This is a genomic window from Deinococcus maricopensis DSM 21211 (genome assembly GCF_000186385.1).
Taxonomy (GTDB): domain Bacteria; phylum Deinococcota; class Deinococci; order Deinococcales; family Deinococcaceae; genus Deinococcus_B; species Deinococcus_B maricopensis.
In genome coordinates this window covers 1982360-2002917 of record NC_014958.1, presented here as the reverse complement: position 1 = coordinate 2002917, position 20558 = coordinate 1982360, and the positions used below count along the sequence as shown (strand labels likewise).

Sequence of the window (20558 nt, the reverse complement as noted above, 5' to 3'; positions counted from 1 at the left end):
GGTCAGCGGCGCTGAAACGTGGCCCGCGCCGCGGCGAGCGTGAACCCCGCGCGGGCCACGTTCCGCTCACTGCCGGACCCGGGCGTCGTCAGGACCATCGCGGCCTGCGCGCCCAGGGCACGGGCACGTTCCAGCCTCGCCGCGAGCAGCGCCGCCTGCACCCCTTGCCCGCGCGCCCCGGGGACCGTTCCCGCTGAGAACAGCAGCGCCACGCCCTGGAAGACGCTCAGGGCGCCCACCCCCACCGGCTCGCCAGCGACGCTGCACGCGAACAGCGTCGTGTCCTCGCGCGCCGCCGTCACCTGCATGACGCGCTCACTGCCCGGCCCGAACGCCCGCGCGGCCAGCACCGACCACGCCGCCGGAAGCAGCTCCCGGACATCATGCCCCGCCGGCGGCAGGTCCACGAGGCCGCGCGCATGCACGTGCAGCAGCATACTCAGCGTGTACCCGCGCTCCGCGAGGGTCGCCGCGTGCACGGCCACGTCCCCCGAGAACACCTGCACGACCGGGGCCGTGCCACGCGCCTCAAAGAACGCTTCCAGCGCCGGCCACTCCACCGCTGCCCCCGTCAGAACGGCGGCGTTCACGGGCAGGTCCGCCCCCACGTACCCCGCGGTGGCCGTACCGAACGTCCCCACAGCGCCCCCCCGCGCGTACCGCGAGAGGTGTGCGGCGTCCACCTTCGCCCCGCGCGAACGCACGGCCTCCACGCCGTTCACAGCGCCTCCACGGTGCCCGCGCGGCGCGCCCGTTCCGCCGCGAACGCCAGCCGGTGCGAATCCAGCGACTCCGCCAGCGGCGTGGGCGTCCCGGGCGCGTCCCCGCGCAGGAACGCCAGCCACGCCGCCACGAGGCCCTCATCGCCGCCGCCGTGGTTGCCGCTCGCGTCCACGCGCTGCACCTCCACGGCGCCCGTGCGGAAGTCGTGCACCTCCAGCTCCCCGCGGTCCAGGTGGCCGCGCAGCTCCCCGTGCGTCCCGAGCAGGCGCAGCGTCCGCGTGTTCTCGTGCGTGAAGGCACTCACCGTCAGTGTCGCCTGCACGCCGTTCCGGAACGTGATCAGCGTCGCCTGATGGTCCGGCACGTCGTTGTCGCAGGCGTACACGCAGCGCCCGTATGGCCCCGCCTCCAGCGCCTCCTCCAGCGTCACGCCGCCCGCCGTGAGCACCGTCACCGGCCACACTCCGGGCGCGCGCGCGCCGTAGATGCGGCGCGCATCGTACGGGCACGCGACGACCGGGCACGTCACGCAGCGGTCCGACGCGCCCGCCGGCGCGTCCTCCGCCCGGAAGTGATGCCGCCCGGCCACGCTGCTCACCTGCGCGGGCGGCGCGCCCACGAACCACCGCAGCAGGTCCAGGTCATGGCACGCTTTGGCCAGGATGAACGGCGCGGCCGGCGGCGACGCGCGCCAGTTCCCCCGCACGAACGAATGCGCGAAATGCCAGTACGCGACGTTCTCCGCGTGCGTCACGCCCACCAGGCGCCCCAGGACGCCGCGGTCCAGCACCGCCCGCACCGCCCGGAAGAACGGCGAGGCGCGCAGCACGTGGCACACCGTCACCGTCCCGCTCGACGCGCACTCCGCCGCGAGCAGCAGGTCCAGCTCCGCCTCATTCAGGCAGATGGGCTTCTCGAGGAGCACGTGATACCCGAGCCGCAGCGCCTCCAGGCACGGCTCCACGTGCCCGTCGTCGGGCGTGGCGATCACTACCGCGTCCGCGACCCGCCCGAGCGCGAAGAACGCGGCCGCGTCCGTGAACGTCCGCTCGGGCGGCACGCCACCCCGCACCGCGACCTCCGCGAGCCGCGCGGGACGCGCATCTACCAGGTGCGTCACGCGCGCGCCCTGCGCCGTCAGGTGCCGCGCGTACACGTCCCCGCCGCGGTTCCCGCAGCCGAGCACCGCCACGGACGGCGCGGGCGTCACGGGAGCCGCCCGAACCCCAGCAGGTCCGCCGCGAGGCGCGCGCCGTACTCACTCTCACCGAGCGTGTCCACGGTCACGCGCATGTGCGTGGCGTTCGCGTGCAGCATGCGCCGCTCATCCAGCATGATGCCCACGTGCCCCGGGAAGAACGCGAGGTCCCCGGCGCTGGGCACCTCCACGGGCGCGAGCGCCGCCTGCTGCTGGTCCGCGTCGCGCGGCAGGACGCCCGGCCCCGCCCACAGTTGCGTCAGGCCGCTGCAGTCCAGCCCCCACGCGCTCCGCCCTCCCCACACGTACGGCGTGTCCAGGAACCGCTGTAGGAACGCTACGCTCCGCACCGTGCCACCCGCGGGCACGCGCGTGGCCGCCGCGTGCAGGAACGCCTCCCCCTCGTGATAAGCGACGCGCCACCACCCGTACGCGCCCTCCTGCGCCGGACCCTCGGTGAGTACTGGCAGCCGCGCGCCGAAACTCACGTCGTCCAGAATCGGGGCGCTCACACGCGGCGCCGAGAACAGGTGCGCGCGCGGCACCTGTACGGTCACGGCCGGCTCAGGCGCCGTCGTCGTGAACGCCCCGGCGCGCGCGAACCCCAGGTACCCGTCATGCCGGGTGCGCACCCACGCCCACCCGTCCGGCAGGGCTTCCAGCACCTCCATTGCCTCACCGAGCAGCGCCTCCGTCACCTGCGCCGTACGCTCGTCCGGCGCGGCGCGCAGGCTCACTCGGCCCCGCGCGGCCCACGCCGCCCGGGGCGTCAGGTACGTCCACTCGCCCTCCAGCTGGTCCCGCAGCGCGACCTCCGCGACGCGCCGCGCCGCGTCAACCGCGTGCACGCGCGCGTCCAGACCGGATGCGCCGCTCACAGGTGCGCCTCCATCCACGCGCGCCAGTGCCCGCTCGCCACGCCCTCGCGGAACTCATCCGGCACGCCCTCCAGGAACGCGCCCAAGTCCGCGTGACTGTCGATGCCGCGCGGCAGCGTGGGCCGCCCGAACCCCCCGTCGAAGTCCGTGCCGAGCGCCACGTGCGCCCACCCGACGACGCCCGCGAAATGCGCCGCGACCCGCACGAGATCCGACACGGGCACGCGCGGCTGCGCGGACGTCCAGCCCTCGCGCAGGAACTTCCCGAACGGCACCAGCCCGATCACGCCGCCCGACGCCGCCACGCGCGCCGCCATGTCCTCGGTGAGCTGCCGGTTCGTGCGCACGAACGCGCGCGCGTTCGCGTGCGTGCAGATCACCGTCGGGTGCAGGTCCACCGCCCCCCAGAACGACGCGTCGTCCAGGTGCGCGGCGTCCAGCGCCACGCGCGCCTCCCGCATGGCGTGCAGCAGATCCACGCCCGCATCCGTGAGCGGGCCGGGTGCGTCCGTGCCGCCCGCGTACCGCGTCCGCCCCCACGCCGGCCCGATCACGCGCACGCCCTCACGCGCCCAGAACTCCACCTCGTTCGGGTCGCGCACCGGGTCGGCGCCCTCCATCAGCAGCACCACGCCGAGCGGCGACGCCACGTCCCGCTCCGCCGACCACCTCGCGAAGTGCGCGCGCGCGTCGTCCGCCGTGCGCAGTACCCGCACGAGCCCCGCCTCCTCCCAGCGGGCGTACTGGTCGAGTTGCGCGAGCGCCATGCGCCGCGCCTCCTGCGCCGTCTCGTACCCGCCGGGCATGCCCGACGATGCCGGCCACGCGAACAGCGTCGCGAAGCACGCCGCAACGCCCGCCGAGCGGAGCGCCGGGAACGTCACGAGTGCCTCCTGATCGCCCACCGGTCCTTCCAGGTCGCGCAGTTCCGCGAGGGGGAGCGTGAGGTCCCGGCCGAGCGCCGCGTTCATCGCCAAATCCAGGTGTCCGTCCACTATCACCCGCTCAGCTTACGGCGCGCCGCCGCCACGGACACCCGAGGCCGGACGCGGCGGCCCGTGCGCGCGCGCCTGCCGCGCCGCCTCCACGCGATTCCGAACGGTGCCCTCGCAGAGCCCGACTGCTCGCGCCGTCTGCCGCCCGGTCGCGCCCGCTTCCGCAAGGCGGAGCAGCTCGCGTTCCCACGCGGTCAGCGAGGACGGCGGCACGGACGTCTGCAGCGCGGCCACGTGCCGCGTGTTATTCCCGTTTGGTGCGTGGGTGCGCGGCGGCCCTCGGCTCAGGCTGAACCGCCGCCCTTGACCCCCTTGTCCGGGCCGCGCCCGGTTAGTTCTCGAACTGCCGCGCGACGGCGCGCAGCACGCCGTCTTGCAGTGCGGCGTCCAGGCCCGCCGTCCACGCGCGCGCGTCCTGCAGCGCTGCCTGCACGGCCTCCGCGTGCGCGACGCCGTCCGCGCACGCCCGCTCGTACGTGGCGCGCGCGTCCCGCCGGAACACCGCCATCAGCAGCGCCTCCAGGTTCGCGACGCGCCGCTCCATCAGCGCCCAGTCTGCGTCCGTCATGAGGCCCTCAGCTTACCCGGCCTGCACGAGCGGCAGCAGGGCCCTGAGGTCGTGCATGGCGCCCGCGCGTTCGCCGGTCAGGTCGATCAGCTGCGCGCGCAGGCCGGCGGCGCGCGCCCCTTCGATGTTCTCGGGCAGGTCGTCCACGAACAGGATCTCGGCGGGCGGGACGCCCAGCGCGTCCGCCGAGAGCGTGAACGCCTGCGCTTCGGGTTTGTGTACGCCCAGCAGGCACGTGGCGAGCGGTACGTCCACGAGGTCGCGGACGCCGAGCGTCTCCAGGGACGCCGCGACGCTCGGGAGCGTGTTGCTGAGCACGCCGATCTTCACGCCCTGCGCGCGCAGCGCCTCCAGCACCTCGCGGACGTGTGGGGCGGGTTTCAGGTACGCGTGGTACGGGTAGCGTTCCAGCAGCGCCGTGACGTCCGGGGTGCCCATGCGGCCCGCGAGGCGCCCGGCGTACGCCGTCCAGAATGCCGCTTCGTCCTCGTGGCTGCGCAGGTCCCACCAGGCGTTCTCGCTCGCTTGCCACTCGCTCGACAGGGCCTCCAGCGCGGCGCGTGGGTCGACGCCGTACGTCGCGTGCGCGTACGCGGCGACTTCGCGGTACACCTGCGGGTCCGTAAAGGCGATGGTGTTGTCACGGTCAAACAGCACGGCCTGAATCGTCATCAGCAGCAGTGATACCAGATTCCCCCGTGAGGAACCGCGCGCCCGGGGTGGGCGCGCGGCGCGGGAGGTTCACTTCAGCGTGAAGGCGCTGGCGCTGCGGCCCGGCAGGCTGACGTGCAGGTACCCGCCGCTCACGCTGAGCTTCGCGTCCTGCCCGAACAGGTCCCGCGTGAGGGCGCGCGCGTCGCCGCTGAACTTCACGCTGTACGTGCGGCGGTCGCGGGCGTTGTTCCATGCGACCATCACGCGCTCGCTGTTCGCGGTTCGCTCGAACAGCAGCAGGTCGTCGGCGTGCGCTTCGGGGACGCTCACGAGCGTCGTGCTGCCGACGCTGAGCGCCCGGCTGGCCTGGCGCGTGGCGATGGCGCCTTTCGTCGCCTCGTACACGGCGCGTTCCTCGGGCGTCCAGGCGTCGGGGAAGCGCATGTCGCGGCGGTTGTCGGGGTCGCCGCCGCCGCGCATGGCGATCTCGGTGCCCTGGTAGAGGACGGGAATGCCGCGCAGCGTCATGAGGGCGCGCACGCCGTACACCGTGCGGGCGCGCGCCTCGTCCTCGAACAGCGACCCGTTCGCGAAGCGGGGTACGTCGTGGTTGTCGAGGAACGTGGCGAGCAGGTTCGCGTCCGGGTACTGCTGGTCCTGTTCGAGGACGGTGCGGACGGCGCCGACACTGCTGCCGGTCATGACGGCTGATTTGAGCGCGGCCTGCAGGGGGAAGTCGAACAGGCTGCTGAGGCCCTGACGCTGGTAGGCGGCGAGCGTGCCGGCGTCGCCGCCGTAGTACTCGCCGAGCGTGAACGTGCCGGCGTCCGCGTCGCGGTGCACGAGGTTCTTGAGGAAATCCTCGGGGACGTGCTTGATGGCGTCGTACCGGAAGCCGTCCACGCCGCGCGCGCGCCAGAAGTCCGCGTTGCCGTACAGGAAGTCGCGCACGTCCGCGCGTTCCTGCGCGAGGTCCGGCAGGCCCGACAGCGGGCAGTACACGTCCTTGTTGCCGAGGGCCGCGCAGTTCGCCTCGTTGTGGAACCACGCCGGGCGCTCCCGCACGAGCGGCGCCGTGTACCCGGTGTGGTTGACGACCTGATCGAGCATGACCTTCAGGCCGCTGCTGTGCGCGGTCTTGATGAACGTGTCGAAGTCCGCGAGCGTCCCGAAGTGCGCGTCGGTGTTGCGGAAGTCCGCCGGCCAGTACCCGTGGTAGCCGTCCGTGTCGAAGGACCGCCCGGGCTGCTGCGCGTACACGGGCGTGAGCCACACGGCGGTGACACCCAGGTCGTGCAGGTACGGCACGCGCGCCGTGAGGCCCGTCAGGTCCCCGCCGTGCCACGCGCGCAGGTCGTCGCGGTTCACGCCGGCGTTGTTGCCAGCGTCGCCATCCGCGAAGCGGTCCGGGAGGACCTGATAGATCACCTGGCCGCGCCAGGCGTCCGCGCTGGCAGCGAGGGCGGAAGGCGCGGTGAGCAGGCCCAGCAGCAGGAGGTGCTTCATGCCCAGGATGATACCGCTTCCATCCGGCGCGGCCCGGGCCGGACACGCGAAAAACCGCAAGTTCTCGCCGCCCACCCGGACGGTATGCTGGTCGCCATGTCCGACCCGTCCGCGACCGACGCGCGATTCCGCCTCGCCCTGAAAGCCGCACGTCAGGGCGCATGGGAGTACGACCTGCGCACGAACGCCGGCTACCGCTCCCCGGAACTGCGCGACCTGCTGGGCGTCCAGAACGGCTCGCCCAGCCTCGCGGACTACCTCAGCAACGTCCACGCTGACGACCGCCCGCGCATCCTGGAGGCGTTCACGCAACTGCGCAGCGGCCAGATCGACGAATCCGTCGTGCAGTACCGCTTCATCCGCGACGACGGTCGGCCCATCTGGGTGGAGCAGCACACCCTCGTGGAACGCGACGACCACGGCGAGGCCATCCGCCTGTACGGCCTGTCCCGCGACATCACCGCGCGCAAGCAGGCCGAACATGCCCTGCAGGACCTCAACGCCACCCTGGAGGCGCGCGTGCAGGAACGCACGCAGCAGCTCGAGGAGGAACGCGCCGCGCAGGCCGCGTTCGTGGCGTTCACCGAGGCGGTCGGCACCGACACGGACCTGCACGCCCTCGCCACGCGCGCCGTGGAGGTCCTGCGCGCCCAGTTCCCGAACTGCACCGGCGGGTACTACGAACTGGACCAGCACCGCTGGACGCTGCGCGTATGGTCCGAGGACCTGAACGCCTCACCGGACCTCCTGGCGATCCTGCGGGCGGGCCTGCCGCAGGACACGCCGTCGTTCGCGCGCGTCGCCCGCACGGCCGAGCCGGTGTTCTTCGAGGAGTGGGACGCCGCCGCGGAGCAGATCGAGCAGTCCGGGCAGTTCGCCAGCGCCGCCGCGTACCCGCTGCTGCACGACGGGCGCGTGCAGGCGACGCTGTCCATCGGCCTGCGCGACACGCCCCGCTGGTCCGACCGGGACCGCGCCGTGTTCCGCGCGGTCGGGCGGAGCCTCAGCCTCGCCGTCGAGCGCGCGGAGCAGACGGCGCGCCTCGCCCGGCGCAACGCCGAGCTCGCGGCGCGCACGCGCGCGCTCGAAGGGTTCGCGGCGCTCACACGCGACCTGGGCGCGCAACGCGACGCGCACGCACTCGTGCAGCGCGCCCAGGACGTCGCCTTGTCCATGCTGCCCGAAGGGTACGCCGTGTACTACGAACTGGACGGCGACACGTGGCGCCTGCGCGCGCAGACCGGCGACCTCCGCAACCCCGAGCTGCAGGCGGTCGTGGACGCGGGCCTGCCGTATGCTGCCACCCGCAACCTCGTGCTGCCCTGGACGACCCGGCAGGCGCACTACCAGGACGCGTACGACAAAAGCACCGACGACCTGACGGCGCTCGTGCAGCACGTCAGCACCACCGCCACCCTGCCCGTCCTCGTGAACGGCGTGCCGGTGGGCGTGTTCGGGGTGGCGCTGTTCAGCGCGCACCGCTGGACGGCCATTGACCGCGCGATTCTGGAGACGGTCGTGCGCAGCCTCGGGCAGGCGCTGGAGCGGGCGCAGAGCGTGGCGGAGCTCGCGCTGCGCTCGCAGGAGCTGGAGCGCAGCAACCGCGAACTGCAGCGGGAACGCAGTTTTCTGCGCGCCGTGCTGGAAAGCCTCGCGGAAGGCGTCGTGGCGTGCGCGCCCGACGGGCAGCTCACGCTCTTCAACGACGCGGCGCGCACCATGCACGGCCTCGACGCGTCGACGCTCCCGCCCGAGGCGTGGCCGGCGCATTACAAGCTGTTCGAAGCGGACGGCGCGACGCCGCTCACCACGGACCGCATTCCGCTCGTGCGCGCGTGGCAGGGCGAGCGCGTCCGGGACGCCGAAATCGTCATCCGCCCGGACGACGGCCCGGCGCGTAGCCTCGTCGCGAACGGCCAGCCGATCTTCACGGAGGACGGCGAGCCGCTCGGCGCGGTCGTCGCCATGCACGACCTCACCGAACGCAAGGTCGCGGAGGAAGCCGTGCGGCGCAGCAACGAGGAACTGCGCCGCAGCAACCAGGAGCTGGAGCAGTTCGCGTACATCGCCAGTCACGACCTGCAGGCGCCGCTGCGGGCCATGACGAGCTTCGCGGACCTGATCGCCCGGAAGTACGCGGACCGCCTGGACGCGCGCGGGCAGGTGTACCTCGGGCAGATCGCGCAGAGCGGCAAGCACATGAAACGCCTCGTGGACGACCTGCTCGCGTTTTCCCGCGTCACCACCGAGGAGCGCACGGTGCAGCCCACCGACAGTGGCGCCGTCCTGGACGGTGTGCTGGAGCGCATGCGCGTCGAGATGGACGCGGCGGGCGGGCAGGTGGACCGCGCGGCCCTCCCCACCGTGCTGATCGGCGCGGGGCAACTCGATCAGCTGTTCCAGAACCTCGTTGGGAACGCCCTGAAGTACCACCGCCCGGGCGTGCCGCCGCGCGTACGCGTGCGCGCCGCACCGGACGGGCCCCTGTGGCACTTCACCGTGCAGGACAACGGCATCGGCATCGAACCGGCGTACTTCGAGCGGGTGTTCGAGATCTTCCAGCGGCTGCATACCCGCGAGCAGTACGAGGGGACGGGCGTCGGCCTGGCGATCTGCAAGAAGATCGTCGAGCGGCACGGCGGGCAGCTGTGGCTCGACAGCACGCCCGGGGAGGGCAGCACCTTCCACTTCACGCTGCCGGGTGCATGAGGGTCGGCCGGTTCGCACCCAGCCCCACGGGCGCCATGCACCTCGGCAACGCCCGCACGGCGCTGCTCGCGTGGCTGCATTCGCGCGCGCTCGGGGGGCGGCATCTGCTGCGCTTCGAGGACCTGGATGCGGGGCGGGTGCGCGCGTGGGCGTACGACGTGACCCGCCGGGACCTGGAGTGGCTGGGCCTCGGCTGGGACCAGGAGTTCACGCAGTCGGAGCGCACGGCCCTGTACGGGGCGGCGGCAGCGCGTCTGGACGCGTACCCGTGCACGTGCACGCGCCGTGAGGTGCTGGAGGCGGTGGGCGCGCCGCACGGCGCGGAGGTGGTGTACCCCGGCACGTGCCGTGAGCCCTCAGCGCGCGTGCCCGGGCGTCCGGCGGCGCTGCGCTGGCGCGTCCCGGCAGGGGAGGTGTGCGCCCGCGATGACCTGAGCGGGAACGTGCTGTGCCAGGACCTCGCGCGGGACGTGGGGGACGTGGTGCTCGCGCGGAACGACGGGGCGTTCGCGTACCATCTGGCGGTCGTGGTGGACGACGCCTTGATGGGCGTCACGGACGTCGTGCGCGGCGTGGATCTGTGGCCCGCGACGCCGCGGCAGGTGGCGCTGCAGCGCGCGCTCGGGTACGGGACGCCGCGCTACTGGCATGTGCCGCTGATGACGGACTATGCGGGCGCGCGCCTCGCGAAGCGGGGGGGCGCGCCGCCTGTCATGGCGCTCCGCGAGGCGGGTGAACGCCCGGGCCGGGTGCTGTCGGCGCTGGCGCAGTCGTTGGGTTGGGCTGTGCCGGAGGAGGTCACGGCCGGTGAGCTGTTGCCGCTGTGGCGTGCGTGGGCCACTGGCCGTGAGGGCGGCGTAGACTGACCCGGAAGGTCGTGACGACCGTGTGGGCGCGCACGCTGTGAGTTGGTGGCGGGTGGGGCCTGGTTGTCTGAAGGCGCTGGACCCTCATGGCCTTCCGTGTGTTGGCCTCATGGAGCGGGTGGCAGTCATACGAAAACTTAGACAGCTTGTCTAAGTTTGCCTCCCTTGCCCGAACGCCCGTTCGCCCTAGCATAAAGCCATGTCCCTCCCCACGTACCCCCAACCCGACGCGCGCGGACGGTACGGACGCTTCGGCGGACGCTACGTCCCCGAAACGCTCATTCCCGCCCTCGACGAACTCGAACGCGCCTACACCGAAGCCAAGAACGACCCCGAGTACCTCCGCGAACTCGCGTACTACCTCGGCGACTTCGTCGGCCGCGAAAGCCCCCTGTACTACGCCGAGAACCTCACCCGCCACGCCGGCGGCGCAAAAATCTACCTGAAGCGCGAGGACCTCAACCACACCGGCGCGCACAAGATCAACAACTGCGTCGGCCAGGCCCTCCTCGCCCGCCGCATGGGCAAGCAGCGCATCATCGCCGAAACGGGCGCCGGGCAGCACGGCGTCGCCACCGCCACCGCCTGCGCCCTGCTCGGGTTGCAGTGCGTCGTGTACATGGGCGCCGAGGACATCCGCCGCCAGGCCCTCAACGTCTTCCGCATGAAACTCCTCGGCGCCGAGGTCCGCGAGGTCACCAGCGGCACCAGCACCCTCAAGGACGCCACCAACGAAGCCATCCGCGACTGGGTCACGAACGTCCGCGACACCTTCTACATCCTCGGCAGCGTCGTCGGCCCGCACCCGTACCCCGCCATGGTCCGCGACCTCCAGAGCGTCATCGGCGAGGAAGTCAAACGCCAGCTGCAGGAAAAAGAAGGCCGCAGCGTCCCGGACGCGATCATCGCCTGCGTCGGCGGCGGCAGCAACGCCATCGGTATTTTCGCGCCGTTCGCGTACGAGCAGCCCCGCCCCCTCCTGATCGGCGCGGAAGCGGCCGGTGAGGGCGTCGAGAGCGGTCGGCACGCCGCGTCCGTCGCGGGCGGCAAGGTCGGCGTGCTGCACGGCAGCATGATGTATCTCCTGCACGACGACGAAGGCCAGATCCTCCCGGCGCACAGCGTCAGCGCCGGCCTCGACTACCCCGGCATCGGTCCGGAGCACTGCTGGTACAGCGAAACGGGCGCCGCCACGTACGTGCCCGTCACGGACGCGCAGGCCCTCGACGCCCTGCAGCTGCTCGCGCGCACCGAAGGCATCATCCCCGCGCTCGAAAGCGCGCACGCCATTCACCAGGCCATCGAAACCGCCCGTGAACTCGGCGAGGGCAAGGTCATCGTCGTGAACCTCAGCGGCCGCGGCGACAAGGACGTCGTCGAGGTGATGCGCCTCCTGGACGGCGTGGAACGCCAGGAGGTGCACGCATGACCGTCACGCAGACCCGCACGGAACGGATTCACGCCGCGTTCGACCGCGCGCGCACCGAGGGCCGCGCCGCGTTCATCCCGTTCCTCACGGCCGGCTACCCGAACGCTGCGGGCTTCCACGCGGTCGCGCGCGCGCTGCTGGACCGCGCTGACCTGATGGAGGTGGGCCTGCCGTACAGCGACCCGCTCGGCGACGGTCCGGTCATCCAGCGCGCCAGCGAGCAGGTCCTGCGCGAGGGCAGCAGCACCCTGCGCACCTTCGAGTACGTGCGCGCGCTCCGCGCCGAGTCGAGCACGCCCATCCTGCTCATGACGTACATCAATCCCGTGTACGCCGTCGGCCCGGAACGCTTCATGCGCCTCGCCGTGGAGGCCGGCGTGGACGGCCTGATCCTCCCGGACCTGCCGCCCGACCAGGACGAGGAGATTCAGGCGCTCGCCCGTCAGGCGGGCCTGGCCCTGACGTTTCTGATCGCGCCGACCAGCACGCCGGAGCGTGTGGCGCTGGTCACGCGCGCGTGCACGGGGTTCGTGTACGCCGTGAGCGTGACGGGCGTGACGGGCGCGCGTGAGGGCAGCGCCCTGGGGGAAGTCCCGGCGCTTGTCGCGCTCGCGCGGCAGCATACGTCCCTGCCCGTCGCGGTGGGGTTCGGCGTGAAGGACGCCGCGACGGCCCGCGCGGTCGCCGTGGACGCCGGCGCGGACGGCGTGGTCGTCGGCAGTGCCTTCATTCAGGCCATCGAGCGCGGCGAGGACGCCGCCGCCCTCGCGGACGCCATCCGCAGCGGCACCCGCAAGTAACCGCAGTAGAGAGGCGGCCCGCGCACACGCGCGGGCCGCCTCTCTCTACTGCTCAGCCCTGCATCGCCTGCACGTTGATGCGGCCCGCGAGCGCCGTGAGGCGCTGGTCGGCGGCGCTCTCCTCGTCCTCGCTGGTGCGCAGCAGCATCGCGTGCTCCGGGTGCCCGAGCAGGTCCGCGTACGTGCGGACGGTGCCGTACGCGGCGATCTCGTAGTGCTCCACGCGCTGCGCGGCGGCGATCAGGCCGGCGTCGCGCACGGCGGGCACGGCCTTCTCGCGGATCATCTCCTGACCTTCGGCGATGAGGCCCTGCATGGCCTGGCAGGTGTGCCCGCCCGGCTGCTCGCCGAGGTCCGCGAAGATGCGCTCCAGCCGCTCGACCTGCCCGAGCGTCTCCTGCAGGTGCGCGTGGAAGCCGTCCTTGAGGACCTGCGCCGTGGCGGCGTCCGCCATCGTCGGCAGGGCCTGCACGAGTTGCGTCTCGGCGGAGTACACGTCGCGGAGCTGTTCGAGGTACAGGTCGTGCAGGTCGGTCATCGGCAGGGTCAGGCTGGGCTCGGGGTTCGTCATGGTGGCTCCTCCTTGGGGTGGCGTTGCCCTTCAGTGTTGGCAGGGCTGTGCCCGTGCGCGTGGCAGCGGCATGAAGTGACCTTTACGCCTGTTCGCCTAACACTTGTTAGACTCCGCGCATGACCTGGTTGCATACCCTGACCCTCGGCGACGCCCGCGTCACGTCCCTCACCGACGGGCAGTTCCGCCTGGACGGCGGCGCGATGTTCGGCGTCGTCCCGAAAGCCCTGTGGGCGAACCTGACCGCGCCCGACGAGGACAACCGCATTCCGCTGCGCATCAACCCCCTGCTGATTCAACTGGGCGGCCAGAACGTCCTTGTCGAGACGGGCATGTGGGACCGCGGCGGTGAGAAGTTCGACGCGATGTACGCCGTGGAGCGCGACGAGACGCTGTTTACGGGCCTGCGCGCCGTGGGCCTCACGCCCAACGACATCCACCTGGTGATCAACACGCACCTGCATTTCGACCATTGCGGACGCAACACGGACGCGCTCGGCCAGCCGACCTTCCCGAACGCGCGCTACGTCGTGCAGCGTCAGGAACTCGAGGACGCCCTCAGCCCGCACGACCGGAACCGCGCGAGTTACATTCCGGACACGTTCATGCCCATTCACGAGGCGGGCCTGTTCGAGGTGGTGGACGGCGAGACAGAGTTGCTGCCGGGCCTGAGCGTCGTGCCGCTGCCGGGCCATAACCTCGGGCAGCAGGGCGTCGTGCTGCAGTCGGGCGGGCGAATGCTGGTGGCGTGCGCGGACCTGATGCCGACGCTGGTGCACGCGCCGTACGCGTACAACATGGGCTACGACCTGTACCCGGTCACGAACCTGGAAGTCCGCAAGCGGTACTTTCCAGCGTGGGCGGAAGCCGGCGCGATCATCGCGCCACCGCACGACCCTCACGCGCCGTTCGGCCGGTTCGAGTCGGCGAAGCGCGGGTACACGGCCGTTCCGGTGTTCGGCGAGCAGTAGGCCCGCGCACAGGCAAGGCGCCCGCCCTGCTTTGGGGGCGCCTTGCCTGCGGTGGCGGCGCGTGTTACGCTGCGTTCACTTCACGGGACGCGGCCTGACCCTATGCTGGGTTTCCCTCGCCAACGCCGCCAGGATGTTCACTTAATACTGCGACGCTTCGACGCCTCATCTGAAGCCGCGCCCCGCTGTTCGTGCGGGCACCTCATGGGCTGCAGCCGTCGCCCACACCAAGGCTGTGTTGATGTACCACTGCGAATCCTGCGGACAGACGCAGATCCCGGGCACGCCGAGCGTGCTCTTGACCGTTCAGACCCGGCAAGTCACGTTCCCCGCGCGCCCACGGGCGCATCCAGGCCTCGGTCAGCCTGACCGGCGCCGTGTGCGCGTCCGTCGCCGGACGCGGCGCCCCGATCCGGGTGGCCAGGGCACACAGATCGTGCAGGAGCGCCGCTGTTGCCCGGCCTGTGCAGCGGCCTTCCCACTGTTGACCTGACCTGTAAAGAGACGCCTGCATCGTGCAGGCGTCTCTTTACAGCGAAGAATAGTTTCACGAGTATGATTTATCGTGAAACTATTCACTTAATACCACTTCATCTTTGCAGCCCATACGATACGCCCATGCAGGTCCTCGTCCTGAACGCCGGCTCCAGCAGCCTCAAATACCAACTCATCGACACCAACACCGGCGAGGTCCTCACGCGCGGCCTGGTTGAACGCATCGGCACCGACGTCCCCGACCACACCGCCGCGCTGCACCAGGCCATGACGACCCTGCCCGAAACCGCCCGCGTGGAAGCCGTCGGGCACCGCGTCGTCCACGGGGGAGAGCGCTTCAGCGCCCCCACCCGCATCACCGACGCCGTACTCACGGACCTCGACCGCCTCAGCACCCTCGCGCCACTCCACAACCCGCCCGCCCTCCAGGGCATCCGCGCCGCCCGCGCGCTGCTCCCCGCAGTGCCCATGGTGGCCGTGTTCGACACCGCGTTCCACTCGACCCTCCCGCCGCACGCGTACACGTACGCCATCCCATACGACCTGTACAGCGAGCACGGCCTGCGCCGCTACGGCTTCCACGGCACCAGCCACGCGTTCGTCGCGCGGGAAGCCGCGCACGTCCTTGGCCAGGACCTCCGGGACCTGAAGCTCGTTACGCTGCACCTCGGGAACGGCGCGAGTGCCGCTGCCGTTCAGGGCGGCGTGAGCGTCGACACCAGCATGGGCTTCACGCCCCTGGAGGGCCTCGTGATGGGCACCCGCAGCGGCGACATCGACCCGGCCATTGCGCTATGGCTCGCCGCGAAGCACGGCCCGGCGCGCGCCTCGGACATCCTGAACCGCGAGAGTGGCCTGCTGGGCCTGTCCGGCGTGAGCAACGACCTGCGCGACCTGCACCGCGCGGCCCTGGCCGGCGCGGACCGCGCGCAGCTGACCTTGCAGGTGATGGTGTACCGCCTGCGCAAGCAGGTCGGCGCGTACGCTGCCGCCATGAACGGCCTGGACGCGCTGGTGTTCACGGGCGGCATCGGCGAGAACGACCCGTGGGTGCGCGCGCAGGTCGTGAACGGCCTGTCGTTCCTGGGGTTCCACCTGGACGAGGAGTGCAACGAACGCCGCGGGCAGACGACGCGCATCACGCTCGCCGGGGAGATGCCGGCGGCGCTGGTCATTCCGACAGACGAGGAAGGGGAGATCGCGCGGCAGACCGCGACGACGCTGCTCGCCTGACCGTCGCGGGCCCGTGCATGAAGTGACGGGCGGGGGCGCGGCGTCGCGCGTGGTGGCATGCTGAGGGCATGCGTTGCCTTTACTACCTGGTGGGCTGGCCCGGTTCTGGCAAGCGGACGATCGGCGTGGAGCTCGCGCGGCGCACGGGCGCGCGCCTGATCGACAACCACCTGATGAACGATCCGGTGTTTCAGGCGATCGGCGCGGACGGCGTGCGGCCCGTTCCGGACGGGGCGTGGCCGCTGGTGGCGCGCGTGGCGGACGTGGTGTTCGACGCGATCCGCACAGTCGCGCCGCCGGACCTGAGTTACGTGTTCACGAACGTGCTGGTCGATGCGGACGAGGACCGCGCGCACTTCGCGCGGGTGGAGGCGCTGGCGCGGGCGCGGCAGTCGCGGTTCGTGCCGGTGTGGTTGATGTGCTCGACGGACGCGCTGCTGGCGCGGGTGGGAAACGAGGACCGCGCGGCACGCCTGAAGCTGCGGGACCCGGAGGCACTCGCGGCGTTGATGGCGCGTCATGCGCTGCTGCCGCCGGAGCCGGGCGCGTTGGAGCTGGACACCTGCACGCTGGAAGTGGAGTCGGCGGTGGAGCGGATTCTCGCGCACGCGCAACAGGTGACGTCGTGCCCGCCGGACTGTAACTGATCCGCGCGCGTGTACGAAGCTCCGCGCAATAAAAAAACCAAACCTAGCCCTTTGCGGATACTCGGCGCAATTTGATTTCTTTGAGGGGTATACTGTGCGCCAAATGTTGCCCGAGCATTCCGAACACACCCTGCTGACGCCCGGCCCCACACCCCTGCACCCACACGCGCAGCACGCCCTCACCCGCCCCATGCTCGGCCACATGGACCCCGACGTGTTCGCCCTCAACCGCGAAATTCAGGCGGACCTGCGCACCATGTACGGCGCCACCCCCGACACCTTCACCGCCCTGCTCGCCGGCACCGGCAGCCTCGGCATGGAGGCCGGCTTCGCGAACCTCGTCGAGCCCGGCGACACGGTCGTCGTGTGCGCGAACGGCAGCTTCGGCGCGCGCATGGCCGAAATGGCCGAGCGGTACGGCGCGCACGTCCGCACCGTCACCGCCCCCCTCGGCGAACCCATCGACCCCGAGCAGGTCGCCGCACACCTCGACGGCGCCCGCATGGTCGCCGTCGTCCACGGCGAAACCAGCACCGGCGTCCTCAACCCCGTCCCGGCCATCGCACGCCTCGCGCGCGAAAGCGGCGCGCTCCTCACCGTCGACGCCGTCACCACCGCCGGCATGGAGCCCTTCCACGCCGAAGCGTGGGGCGTGGACTATGCCTACACCGGCGCGCAGAAGTGCCTGTCCGCCCCGCCCGGCGTCGCGCCCGTCATGATCAGTGACCGCGCCTTCGACCGCTTCCACGCGCGCCGTGAGCGCACGCCCCTGTGGTACTGCGACTTCGACGGCCTGCGCGACTACTGGGAGCGCCAGTCGTACCACCACACCGTTCCCGTCAACCTGCATTTCGCGCTGCACGCTGCACTGCGCGCCGCGCTCGACGAGGGCCTCACCACCCGCCGCGACCGCGTCCGGCACCTCAGCGGCGCCATCCAGGCGACCCTCGCGCCCCTCGGGTTCACGCCATTCGTCCGCGACCCCGCCGCGCGCCTCCCCACCGTCCTCGCGCTGCGCCTCCCGGACGGCCTCGACGACGCGGGCGTCCGCCGCGCCCTGCGCGAGCGGCACATCAGCATCACCGGCGGTCTCGGCCCCACCGCCGGCCTGATCTGGCGCCTCGGCCTGATGGGCGAGGCCGCGCGCCCCGCCCCGTACCGCACCCTCATGACCGCCCTGGAGGACCTGCTGGGCGCCCCCGGCCTGCGCGCGCGCTTCGACGACGCGCTCGCCGCCGTTCCCGCCTGAACCCACCCGCACCCCCACGGAGGGCGGCCGTGCGCACGGTCACCCTCCGCCTTTCGGTGGACGCCGCGCGCGCCCCCGCGTGCTTTCGTGAACTTCAAGGCAAGGTCGAAGCGCGCGCCCCTGCGGTACGGTGCAGTCGGCGCGCCCCGACGGGCGCCCAGGAGACCTCATGCTGGACTGGATTCAACACCTTATGCAATCCATGGGGTACATCGGCATCGCGCTGCTGATGTGCCTGGAAAACGTCTTTCCGCCCATTCCGTCCGAACTGATCATGCCGCTCGCGGGCTTCACTGCCTCGCGCGGCGACCTCACCTTCGTCGGCGTCGTGATCGCCGGCACGGTCGGTTCCGTGCTGGGCGCCCTGCCGCTCTACTACATCGGGAAGGTCGTCGGCGAGGAACGCCTCGTGAAGTGGGCCGACAAGTACGGCGCGTGGCTCACGGTGTCCGGCGATGAGATCCGCAAGGCCGACGACTGGTTCGACCGGCACGGGCACAAGATGGTGCTGTTCGTGCGCCTCGTCCCGGGCGTGCGCAGCCTGATCTCCATCCCGGCGGGCATTTCCGGCATGCCGCTCCCGAAGTTCCTGCTGTACACCAGCATCGGCACGGCCCTGTGGTCCACGCTGCTCGCGTCGCTCGGCCTGCTGCTCGGCGAGCATTACGAACGCGTCGAGCAGTACCTCGGGCCCGCCACGTACCTCATCCTGGGCGGCCTGCTGCTGTACATCGTCGTGAGCGTCATTCGCCGGCGCCGCCGGCAGAAGTAGGCAAAGTGTGAGGGGCGCGCACCTGTCTGGGTGCGCGCCCCTCACACTTTGCGTCACATGCGGCCGTTACGGATGACGTCCGCGATGACCGGCGGCAGACTCCACGCCATGATGTCGAACGCCGCCGAGTGATAGTCGTACGGCACCTTGTGCAGCGTGACTTTCGGTCGGCGGCCCGACGCGTCCACAATGGCGACGTCCGCGCCGGGCTCGTGGTTCAGGGTGAGGCCGACGCTGCCCGGGTCCACGAACGTCGTCTCGCCGACCGTGCGCATGAACGGGATGTGCGTGCCGCCGACCACGACGACGCGCGCGCCGAGCTGCTGCGCGACCGCTTCGAGTTCCTGGTCGGGCGCCATCAGGTTCAGGCGCTCCTCGGGGTTGTGCGGGCTGCCGTGGAAGAACCGCAGCCGCCCGAGCGGCGTCATGACGCGCCCGCCGGTGGGGAGGCGCCGCAGGAACTCCAGCTGGTCCGGGGTGAGGTTCGTGCGGGTCCACGCGAGCACCTGGTCCGCGACGCCCTTGCGTTCGCTTCGCTCCTGGAAGCTGAACGCCACGCGCGCGTCGCTGCCGCCCATGCCGCACGGCCAGCCTTCGCGGCGGACGAAGTCGATGATCGGCCCTGGGCTCGCCCCGTACCCGACGAGGTCGCCAGTGACGATGACGCTGTCCACAGGGTTCTCCTGAAGGAAGCGTTTCACGGCGGTGAGCGCGTGAATGTTGCCGTGCAAGTCGCTAAGGAACGCCAGTCTCAAGGTGCCCCCACGATACACCACCGCGCGCGCCGGCTTGTAAAGTGGGCGGGTGTTCATCACCGTCGTCGCGCCCGCGCTCGCCGGGGCCCTGCTGGCCGCGTGCGGCCTTCCTCAACCCTGGAGTGCCCTGAGCGCCCTGCCGCTCGCGTTGGTGTTCGCGCTGATCGCCCGCGCGCCCACCGCCCGCGCCGCGAGCGCCGCCGCGTTCTGGGCGGGCCTCGCGTACTTCACGGTGCAGCTGTTCTGGCTGCCGGTCAGTTTCTCTGCCGGGTTCGGCGCGTTCGGCGCCGTCATGTTCGTGCCGGTGATCCTGCTGCAGGCGGGCTTCTGGGCGCTCACGGCGTGGCTGACGGCGCGCGCGGTCCGCGAGCCGCTCGCGCGCGGGTGGGCGCTGGCGGGCGCGTGGACGCTGCTGTCGTACGCGCGCACGCTCGGGCCGCTGCCGTTCCCCTGGGCGGACGTGGGGTACACCCTGCTGCCCACGCCGCTCGTGCAGGTCGCGGACCTCGTGGGCGTGCACGGCCTGAACCTGCTGGTGGCCCTTACCGCGTCGGCGCTCGTCGCGGCCGTGTGGGGTGCGTGGCGGCCCCTGCTGGGCGTGCTCGTGCTGCTCGCCGGCGGCACCACGTACGGCGTGATAGCGGGCCGCGCGCCCCTCACCGCCGGCGGCCCCGAAGGGCGCGCGCTGCTGCTGCGCACCGACATCGACTCGTTCGAGAAGGCCACGCAGAGCGCCACGGTCCCGCTGGTGGAGCAGAGCCGCACGCTGTCCGCCGCGCGCCGCCCGGACGAGATCGTCGTGTGGAGCGAGACGGCCCTGCCGGACCCGTCGTACCTGCCGCAGTTCCCCGCGCCCGGCCTGAGCGGCCTGGGCTTCTTCACGTTCGACGAGCGCGGGCAGCTCACCGCGCGCATGAACACCGCCGTGAGCATCACGCCGGACGTGCGGATCGGCGCGCGCTACGACAAGGCCCACCCGGTGCCGTTCGGGGAGCTGTTCCCCCTGCGCGACGAACTGAACGCCGTGTACGCCGCCGTGGAGCAGCACATCACGCACTTTCCGCTGGCGTCCACGCGCCCCGGCGAGGCGCGCGCGCCTCTCACCCTGAACGGCGTGGCGTACGGCACGTACATCTGCTACGACAGCATCTTCCCGGCGGTGACGCGCGCCCTCGCGCACAACGGCGCGCAGGTGCTCGTGAACGTCAGCAATGACGGGTGGTTCGTCGGGTGGGGCGTGGAGCAGCACCTGATGATGGGCCGCGTGCGCGCCATCGAGACGCGCCGGTACGTGCTGCGCAGCGTGAACCGTGGCGTGGCCGCCGTCATTGACGACCTGGGCCGCGTCGTGCAGCGCCTGGACCACGGCGAGGGCGTGCTGCACGCACGGTTCGTGCCGTCCACGGCGCAGACGGTGTACGTCCGCGTGGGGGACGCGCCCGCGCTGGTCGCGGCGGCGCTGCTGGTGCTGCTGGCCGTCGGGGTGGACGGGCGGGCGCGGCGCCGCCGCCTTTATTAATGTTCGCACGCTGAACGCCG

19 protein-coding genes are annotated in these 20558 nt (G+C 71.7%); 10 read left to right on the top strand and 9 right to left on the bottom strand.

Translation table 11 applies throughout. The features are described 5' to 3' along the window. Positions 1 to 2 precede the first annotated feature (2 nt). From DEIMA_RS09370 to DEIMA_RS09340, 7 genes are all read right to left on the bottom strand, one after another. Positions 3 to 722 (bottom strand): GNAT family N-acetyltransferase, encoded by a 720-nt coding sequence (locus DEIMA_RS09370; protein ID WP_013557012.1) that lies wholly within the window; start codon positions 720 to 722, stop codon positions 3 to 5. Continuing rightward, positions 719 to 1933: a Gfo/Idh/MocA family protein gene (locus DEIMA_RS09365; protein ID WP_013557011.1), complete on the bottom strand. Its 1215-nt coding sequence runs from the start codon at positions 1931 to 1933 to the stop codon at positions 719 to 721. The genes DEIMA_RS09370 and DEIMA_RS09365 overlap by 4 nt, the downstream gene beginning before the upstream one ends. After that, entirely contained in the window at positions 1930 to 2799 is an 870-nt protein-coding gene (locus tag DEIMA_RS09360) for a C40 family peptidase (RefSeq protein ID WP_013557010.1), read from the bottom strand. The genes DEIMA_RS09365 and DEIMA_RS09360 overlap by 4 nt, the downstream gene beginning before the upstream one ends. Then, the gene (locus tag DEIMA_RS09355) at positions 2796 to 3800 is read right to left on the bottom strand and encodes a dipeptidase (protein WP_076736862.1); all 1005 of its coding nucleotides are present in this window, start codon (positions 3798 to 3800) and stop codon (positions 2796 to 2798) included. Before DEIMA_RS09355 ends, DEIMA_RS09360 begins: the two co-directional genes overlap by 4 nt. Before the next feature lie 325 nt (positions 3801 to 4125). Next, positions 4126 to 4362: a hypothetical protein gene (locus DEIMA_RS09350; protein ID WP_013557008.1), complete on the bottom strand. Its 237-nt coding sequence runs from the start codon at positions 4360 to 4362 to the stop codon at positions 4126 to 4128. Between the two features lie 12 nt (positions 4363 to 4374). Beyond that, entirely contained in the window at positions 4375 to 5034 is a 660-nt protein-coding gene (locus DEIMA_RS09345) for an HAD family hydrolase (RefSeq protein ID WP_013557007.1), read from the bottom strand. A gap of 69 nt (positions 5035 to 5103) precedes the next feature. Beyond that, positions 5104 to 6522 carry an alpha-amylase family glycosyl hydrolase gene (locus DEIMA_RS09340; RefSeq protein ID WP_013557006.1) on the bottom strand — a complete coding sequence of 473 codons (1419 nt, stop codon included), beginning with the start codon at positions 6520 to 6522 and terminating at the stop codon, positions 5104 to 5106. 96 nt (positions 6523 to 6618) lie between these two features. On the opposite strand from DEIMA_RS09340, the gene DEIMA_RS09335 reads away from it, so the two are divergent. The 4 genes from DEIMA_RS09335 to trpA all read left to right on the top strand — a co-directional run bounded on the left by DEIMA_RS09335 (position 6619) and on the right by trpA (position 12326). Then, complete coding sequence (locus DEIMA_RS09335) at positions 6619 to 9231, top strand: ATP-binding protein (protein ID WP_169311936.1); 2613 nt, start codon at positions 6619 to 6621, stop codon at positions 9229 to 9231. Further along, positions 9228 to 10097, top strand: a complete 870-nt coding sequence (gene gluQRS / locus DEIMA_RS09330) for a tRNA glutamyl-Q(34) synthetase GluQRS (RefSeq protein WP_013557004.1) — start codon at positions 9228 to 9230, stop codon at positions 10095 to 10097. Before DEIMA_RS09335 ends, gluQRS begins: the two co-directional genes overlap by 4 nt. A 199-nt stretch (positions 10098 to 10296) precedes the next feature. After that, positions 10297 to 11526: a tryptophan synthase subunit beta gene (gene trpB / locus DEIMA_RS09325; protein ID WP_013557003.1), complete on the top strand. Its 1230-nt coding sequence runs from the start codon at positions 10297 to 10299 to the stop codon at positions 11524 to 11526. Next, on the top strand, positions 11523 to 12326 hold the full coding sequence (gene trpA, locus DEIMA_RS09320; RefSeq protein WP_013557002.1) for a tryptophan synthase subunit alpha: 804 nt from the start codon (positions 11523 to 11525) through the stop codon (positions 12324 to 12326). Before trpB ends, trpA begins: the two co-directional genes overlap by 4 nt. 52 nt (positions 12327 to 12378) lie before the next feature. Here the strand turns inward: trpA and DEIMA_RS09315 are convergent, their stop codons facing one another. Continuing rightward, positions 12379 to 12897 (bottom strand): ferritin-like domain-containing protein, encoded by a 519-nt coding sequence (locus DEIMA_RS09315; RefSeq protein ID WP_013557001.1) that lies wholly within the window; start codon positions 12895 to 12897, stop codon positions 12379 to 12381. Between the two features lie 119 nt (positions 12898 to 13016). On the opposite strand from DEIMA_RS09315, the gene DEIMA_RS09310 reads away from it, so the two are divergent. The 5 genes from DEIMA_RS09310 to DEIMA_RS09290 all read left to right on the top strand — a co-directional run bounded on the left by DEIMA_RS09310 (position 13017) and on the right by DEIMA_RS09290 (position 18264). Further along, positions 13017 to 13868: an MBL fold metallo-hydrolase gene (locus tag DEIMA_RS09310; RefSeq protein ID WP_013557000.1), complete on the top strand. Its 852-nt coding sequence runs from the start codon at positions 13017 to 13019 to the stop codon at positions 13866 to 13868. A gap of 618 nt (positions 13869 to 14486) precedes the next feature. Continuing rightward, positions 14487 to 15596, top strand: a complete 1110-nt coding sequence (locus DEIMA_RS09305) for an acetate/propionate family kinase (RefSeq protein ID WP_013556999.1) — start codon at positions 14487 to 14489, stop codon at positions 15594 to 15596. A 68-nt stretch (positions 15597 to 15664) separates the two neighbouring features. Then, positions 15665 to 16243 carry a P-loop nucleotide/nucleoside kinase family protein gene (locus DEIMA_RS09300; RefSeq protein WP_013556998.1) on the top strand — a complete coding sequence of 193 codons (579 nt, stop codon included), beginning with the start codon at positions 15665 to 15667 and terminating at the stop codon, positions 16241 to 16243. Between the two features lie 103 nt (positions 16244 to 16346). Beyond that, positions 16347 to 17492, top strand: coding sequence for an aminotransferase class V-fold PLP-dependent enzyme (locus tag DEIMA_RS09295; RefSeq protein ID WP_013556997.1), 1146 nt, complete (start codon positions 16347 to 16349; stop codon positions 17490 to 17492). Between the two features lie 169 nt (positions 17493 to 17661). Next, entirely contained in the window at positions 17662 to 18264 is a 603-nt protein-coding gene (locus DEIMA_RS09290; RefSeq protein WP_013556996.1) for a DedA family protein, read from the top strand. 53 nt (positions 18265 to 18317) lie between these two features. On the opposite strand, the gene DEIMA_RS09285 is transcribed toward DEIMA_RS09290, so the two are convergent. Next, positions 18318 to 19019: a metallophosphoesterase family protein gene (locus tag DEIMA_RS09285; RefSeq protein ID WP_013556995.1), complete on the bottom strand. Its 702-nt coding sequence runs from the start codon at positions 19017 to 19019 to the stop codon at positions 18318 to 18320. A gap of 49 nt (positions 19020 to 19068) precedes the next feature. On the opposite strand from DEIMA_RS09285, the gene lnt reads away from it, so the two are divergent. After that, the gene (gene lnt / locus DEIMA_RS09280; protein ID WP_013556994.1) at positions 19069 to 20538 is read left to right on the top strand and encodes an apolipoprotein N-acyltransferase; all 1470 of its coding nucleotides are present in this window, start codon (positions 19069 to 19071) and stop codon (positions 20536 to 20538) included. The last annotated feature ends 20 nt before the right edge of the window (positions 20539 to 20558 follow it).

Coding starts and splice junctions, on each gene's coding strand:
- DEIMA_RS09350 (WP_013557008.1), bottom strand. CDS start 4,362: ATGACGGACGCAGACTGGGCGCTGATGGAGCGGCGCGTCGCGAACCTG.
- DEIMA_RS09345 (WP_013557007.1), bottom strand. CDS start 5,034: ATGACGATTCAGGCCGTGCTGTTTGACCGTGACAACACCATCGCCTTT.
- DEIMA_RS09340 (WP_013557006.1), bottom strand. CDS start 6,522: ATGAAGCACCTCCTGCTGCTGGGCCTGCTCACCGCGCCTTCCGCCCTC.
- DEIMA_RS09335 (WP_169311936.1), top strand. CDS start 6,619: ATGTCCGACCCGTCCGCGACCGACGCGCGATTCCGCCTCGCCCTGAAA.
- gluQRS (WP_013557004.1), top strand. CDS start 9,228: ATGAGGGTCGGCCGGTTCGCACCCAGCCCCACGGGCGCCATGCACCTC.
- trpB (WP_013557003.1), top strand. CDS start 10,297: ATGTCCCTCCCCACGTACCCCCAACCCGACGCGCGCGGACGGTACGGA.
- trpA (WP_013557002.1), top strand. CDS start 11,523: ATGACCGTCACGCAGACCCGCACGGAACGGATTCACGCCGCGTTCGAC.
- DEIMA_RS09315 (WP_013557001.1), bottom strand. CDS start 12,897: ATGACGAACCCCGAGCCCAGCCTGACCCTGCCGATGACCGACCTGCAC.
- DEIMA_RS09310 (WP_013557000.1), top strand. CDS start 13,017: ATGACCTGGTTGCATACCCTGACCCTCGGCGACGCCCGCGTCACGTCC.
- DEIMA_RS09305 (WP_013556999.1), top strand. CDS start 14,487: ATGCAGGTCCTCGTCCTGAACGCCGGCTCCAGCAGCCTCAAATACCAA.
- DEIMA_RS09300 (WP_013556998.1), top strand. CDS start 15,665: ATGCGTTGCCTTTACTACCTGGTGGGCTGGCCCGGTTCTGGCAAGCGG.
- DEIMA_RS09295 (WP_013556997.1), top strand. CDS start 16,347: ATGTTGCCCGAGCATTCCGAACACACCCTGCTGACGCCCGGCCCCACA.
- DEIMA_RS09290 (WP_013556996.1), top strand. CDS start 17,662: ATGCTGGACTGGATTCAACACCTTATGCAATCCATGGGGTACATCGGC.